Genomic DNA, 4,287 nt, shown 5'->3' on the forward strand with positions numbered 1-4,287 from the left:
CTGAAGGCTGGCAAGTATTCGTGATTTGGATAGGCGCATTAGTGTATCCAGCCGGTGGGCTTGAAATCTACCCAGGCGCCAAGGCGGTGATCGCAAGCATCTCGATCCCGTTCGGTGAAATAACATCGGCCGCACTGTGAGCAGCGCACTGGCTGCCAGTCGTCTGGAACATCGACGCGCATATGATCAGAACCGCAGTCGCAATCGTCCTCAAGCCGGCCGCAGATCGTGCAGAACAACTCGCCATCAATGAATTTTAGCATCGATCATCTCTTCCATGAGTACCCCGAGTTTTGCGCATCAGCTGCCGGAGGTGCCGCCGTTTGGCCTTTGCTTCAGCGGCATAGCGACCATGTCTCCGGCGTGCCTTTCTAGACCGTTCCAATCCCTCAAGCGTGCGAGGACCCGGTGCTCTTGCCTCCATGGAGACGACAGCGGCCATTTCTCATCGCCGGCGCTTTGCAAGGGATTCCTTTCCGTGTCTTAGCCCCACACCTAGGTGATGCGTGGGTCTTTTGCATGGGATTCATTGTCGCGTTCTCGTTCCCGCCCTCAGCCAAAGCCCGGACAGCATCGAATTGTACGTAGGCAATTAGGTACCCCTTGCGGTCATCGCTTTTGGCGACGTTCATGACCGCATCGTCAAACGACTCGCCAGTCTCTGCGATGCGCTTTTCGACCTCGGCGAACACCAGACGATAGTCTGCGTCGCTTGGCTCTTCCGTATCACCCGCAAGCCAACCGGGGTGTAGCGGGGTCGGTTTTTTGTCATTCATCGTCTGGCTTGAAGGGGACCAGTCTGGCCGGATCCGGTTCCATCGGGCGTAACTTAGGCGGTCCGCTCAACTCTGGATCGTCTTCGCCGCCCTCGCCGGTTGGTAGTGGTATCCCCGGTCCCAGTGCCCTGCCACCAGATTGATTGAAAAACACCACGTCTATCAATTGCGACACCGCCTTGCCACCGGCATTGGTCGAGCGAAACTTCTCCCACTTCTTGTCGTGCAGGATATCAACAAATACCTGCAATCGATGTTGCTTGTTTTTTTTCGCCGCCACTTCCATAAGTTCCAGGTATTCCGAGCGGATATCTTTCCTGACGAGCTTTGTTTCAGTAGCCTTTCGCGAACTCGGACGTTTTTTAGGTTGACCGGCACCTTTACGCTTACCGCCGCGCCGTTCTGCTCTGTTTGCCGCACGGGAGCGTGCATTCTTGCGCGTTCGAACTGTTTTGTTACCGGTACTCACACATTTGCCTATATATCGGATATCAAAAGTTGCGAATCCAAATGCCACCGAGGGGTACCTAATCGCCGAACATCGGCCCCCTCCCGCCTTGGCCCCCTTAGCAAATAAATTTATTTGTTTATCACCATCACGTTCATGCTTCGGCAAGTAATCCCCATTCTCAAAGGTCTTTAGCGCATGGCAGTTCGCCACACGTGCCGCGCTTCGGACGTATCTCGACTAGCCGATCTTCTCCAAACTGGGCCTCAAGGGCCTGTCGGGCATTGTTCAGATCAACGCCTGGAGGAGCGAGGAACACCAACCAGCTTGGCGAATCAGTCAGTCTGTACTCGTAAACACCACGGGTGGCGGGGTTTACATGAGCATTACGGGCCAGGCATTCGTTCCAGTCGCCCGTTGTAGTTATTTCGCTTAATTCGCTTTTTTCGCCATAGCTGGTCGAGCACGGCAACAAGTCATCATCGCCTTTGTCATCCGGCATTGTTCTATCGAGAATCTCACGCGCCATATCCAAATACTTGCCCATTCTCAATAACCTCTATTGCGAAATAAGCGAAATTGGCGAAATAAGTCCCTCATGTTGCGAACCACACTTCTACTGGTCGCCCCACCGTCTTTTTATCCTGCCTAACGTCGGCGAGCTTCTCGCGCTTCAACAGGTCCAGAGCACGACCGATTGCCTGTGCGTCCTTGTGACGTTTGAATAGGCCCGAGATCTCGGTACGAGTCAGTCCACCACGATCACGATTCGCACGCAAAGCGCGAAGGATGTCATCCGCTACTGGATCACCCACAGCGGTCCCGAACACGTATCGGGCGGATGCCTCGGCATACTCCCACACAGCTAGCGCCGCCTTTAGGTGATGTGCATTGATGTGTGGCGATTGATCTAGGAGCGCATACAACATGGCGAGTCTCATTACTTGGGCCTCGGCTCGTGATGTCACGGCACCGAAAAGGCCAGGGAGTCCTTCCGAAAGTTCTGGATATACCCGCTGCCAAATAGTGCGTGCTTCAGTGTCCTTACAAAGGCAATCAACCGAGCGCGCAAATTCTAAAGCCTTGGTTACACGCTGAGCATAGGGGGTAAGCTTATGATGGCTGAGTTGTCCACCATCGGGCAGACATTTGGAACGCCGGACACATATGTAGAGAAACCTGTTTGCGAAGCCGTTACCTGCTTCCGTGCGATCCAAATAGCGTCGGAGTTCATCTGCGGTTACATGCCCAATGATGGAGACAAGCGCGCCCGTGGCTTTAGCAGGACTGTTCTTCGTCATGGTCCGCAGATCACCACGGTCCCATGCCTGTCGTATCAGAGGAGAGAGCGTATTGCCGTCGCGGGCCATGACACGCAACGTGGATGCGAACTCGGGCTCGATGACCAACAACCGCTTGTCATCGACGCCAACGTCTACTTCAATGTCCTCGTAGTGGGCGTCGTCACCTTTCCCTACCTTCTCGCGGCGGAAGATTGCATCTCGGACGGCCCAAATGAGTCCTTCACCCGATGACAGCCCCGACATCACACGTTCTTTCACCCATGAATCATCAATCAGTTCATAGAGCTGGCGGGCACGCCCCCAAGAGATTCCCTTTCTGCCCTTTGATGTTTCACCGACGAGAATGATGAAAAGGTTAGTCGCATGGATGTCACCCTCCACCATAAAATGTGGACCCCGTCCCACAGCAGAGCCAAAGGCCACCAGGAGCTGCGTCAGAAGGCCGGCTGGGTCAGCCTCTGTATGTGGTTTGATCGTATTCGTGATTTCACCGGCCAATCCGTAGTAAGCATCATCATCCATCTCCGGCCAACTAGCATCTTTATTTCCTTTCTCAGCGGTGCCCGAATAACTAGGCGTTCTACCCAAAGTAGGCGCATGCATCGCGACAGGAATATCTGTCATGTCGCTACGCTCTCTAATGGTTGGGGTCGGAAGAACAAAAAGCCCTCGAGATCCGTAGCACATGGAGCCACGACCAGACTTGCGCCATTTCTTACAAGGATTTCGTCGAACCTAGATAACTGTGCAACGGTGGCGTGTTGCTTTAATTTCTCGAAAGAACCGTCAAGCCAGACCAACATCAACTCGAGACTGTACACCGGCCATGTATACTCATCGGGATCATCGCCAGGCGGTAACAACATAGCACTGCCCGCACCGATGTGCTTGTTACACCATCGAGCCTCTTCCCAGCCTCTGCGTCCGCCATACACCCAAAGGTTAAGGGTTTCACCTCGTCTTAGATGACCAAGGACAGAGCGCCCAAAGGGCGGAAGTGGTCGGTTCATGGCAGTGCTCTCGGCGCACCGGAAACGCGGTGCTCGTCCAACCAAATATCGAGATCCTCCTTCAGGTAGCGGATCGCCCTTCCCACTTTTATCCAGCGTGGGCCCGGAGTGCGGGTTTCTCGAGAACCGTTCATTCGGTCTTGTCTGAGAAAGGATGTAGACATCCCAATGTATGCCGCTGCCTCTCGTTCCCGAAAGGCGCGTTTATGAAGTTCTGACTGGGGCTTCATTCCATGGTGAGTCATTGCTTAGCCTCATAGTTCCAGTTCGTATATTTTGGAACACTAAATTAAATGCTGAGACAGCAGAAAGATACGACATGTGCCACGCAGGCGGCACCGTCTGCGATGCAGGTAGGAAATGAAGACTCTCTTAGTATCCCGCCGTCTTCAACCACCCATGGATGGTTTTGCGGGATCGATCTGGACTCAGCTTGACGCCGAGCTCTTGCGCACGATGTTCTACACGGCCCAATATCTCGTCACTGATCTGCCAGGCAGACATTTTTTCATCCTGCTTGTGCCTTTCCTTCGCGAGCTTGAGCGCGAAGGTCTTTACTTCTTTTATCGGTTTGTGTTTTGCATCCGCTGCGTCCTTGCCTTTCTTTGAGGCTGCGGCTGCAAACGTTTTTTCTTGTATCTGGTGATAGACAACCGCGGTTATAGCTTCTTGAGCATCGATGGTGGCGACAGCAGAAGCCTCGCCGTTCAAACGCAGCGCTTCATTGACAAGCATCAGTGCCATTGCGG

Annotated in this window: 7 protein-coding genes; all 7 read right to left on the reverse strand. The window is 53.7% G+C overall.

The genetic code is table 11. The annotated features are described in order from the left end of the window. Positions 1-389: 389 nt before the first annotated feature. Complete coding sequence (locus O6944_08190; GenBank protein ID MCZ6719110.1) at positions 390-776, reverse strand: HGGxSTG domain-containing protein; 387 nt, start codon at positions 774-776, stop codon at positions 390-392. Next, a complete protein-coding gene (locus O6944_08195; protein MCZ6719111.1) occupies positions 769-1,293 on the reverse strand; it encodes a hypothetical protein in 525 nt (174 codons plus the stop codon). The genes O6944_08190 and O6944_08195 overlap by 8 nt, the downstream gene beginning before the upstream one ends. A gap of 112 nt (positions 1,294-1,405) precedes the next feature. Then, positions 1,406-1,771, reverse strand: coding sequence for a hypothetical protein (locus O6944_08200; GenBank protein ID MCZ6719112.1), 366 nt, complete (start codon positions 1,769-1,771; stop codon positions 1,406-1,408). Positions 1,772-1,820: 49 nt separating this feature from the next. Beyond that, positions 1,821-3,152, reverse strand: coding sequence for a DUF3987 domain-containing protein (locus tag O6944_08205; GenBank protein ID MCZ6719113.1), 1,332 nt, complete (start codon positions 3,150-3,152; stop codon positions 1,821-1,823). Further along, positions 3,149-3,538, reverse strand: a complete 390-nt coding sequence (locus tag O6944_08210) for a hypothetical protein (protein MCZ6719114.1) — start codon at positions 3,536-3,538, stop codon at positions 3,149-3,151. The genes O6944_08205 and O6944_08210 overlap by 4 nt, the downstream gene beginning before the upstream one ends. Continuing rightward, on the reverse strand, positions 3,535-3,783 hold the full coding sequence (locus O6944_08215; protein ID MCZ6719115.1) for a DNA-binding protein: 249 nt from the start codon (positions 3,781-3,783) through the stop codon (positions 3,535-3,537). The genes O6944_08210 and O6944_08215 overlap by 4 nt, the downstream gene beginning before the upstream one ends. A gap of 127 nt (positions 3,784-3,910) precedes the next feature. After that, positions 3,911-4,287, reverse strand: a 377-nt coding sequence (locus O6944_08220) for a hypothetical protein (protein MCZ6719116.1), incomplete at its 5' end; no start/stop codon positions are given.

The organism is Gammaproteobacteria bacterium, assembly GCA_027296625.1.
Taxonomy (GTDB): domain Bacteria; phylum Pseudomonadota; class Gammaproteobacteria; order JAKEHO01; family JAKEHO01; genus JAKEHO01.

Bases quoted from the DNA above. Each gene is read 5' to 3' on its own strand.
- O6944_08190 (MCZ6719110.1), bottom strand. From the start codon at position 776: ATGAATGACAAAAAACCGACCCCGCTACACCCCGGTTGGCTTGCGGGT.
- O6944_08200 (MCZ6719112.1), bottom strand. From the start codon at position 1,771: ATGGGCAAGTATTTGGATATGGCGCGTGAGATTCTCGATAGAACAATG.
- O6944_08205 (MCZ6719113.1), bottom strand. From the start codon at position 3,152: ATGACAGATATTCCTGTCGCGATGCATGCGCCTACTTTGGGTAGAACG.
- O6944_08210 (MCZ6719114.1), bottom strand. From the start codon at position 3,538: ATGAACCGACCACTTCCGCCCTTTGGGCGCTCTGTCCTTGGTCATCTA.
- O6944_08215 (MCZ6719115.1), bottom strand. From the start codon at position 3,783: ATGACTCACCATGGAATGAAGCCCCAGTCAGAACTTCATAAACGCGCC.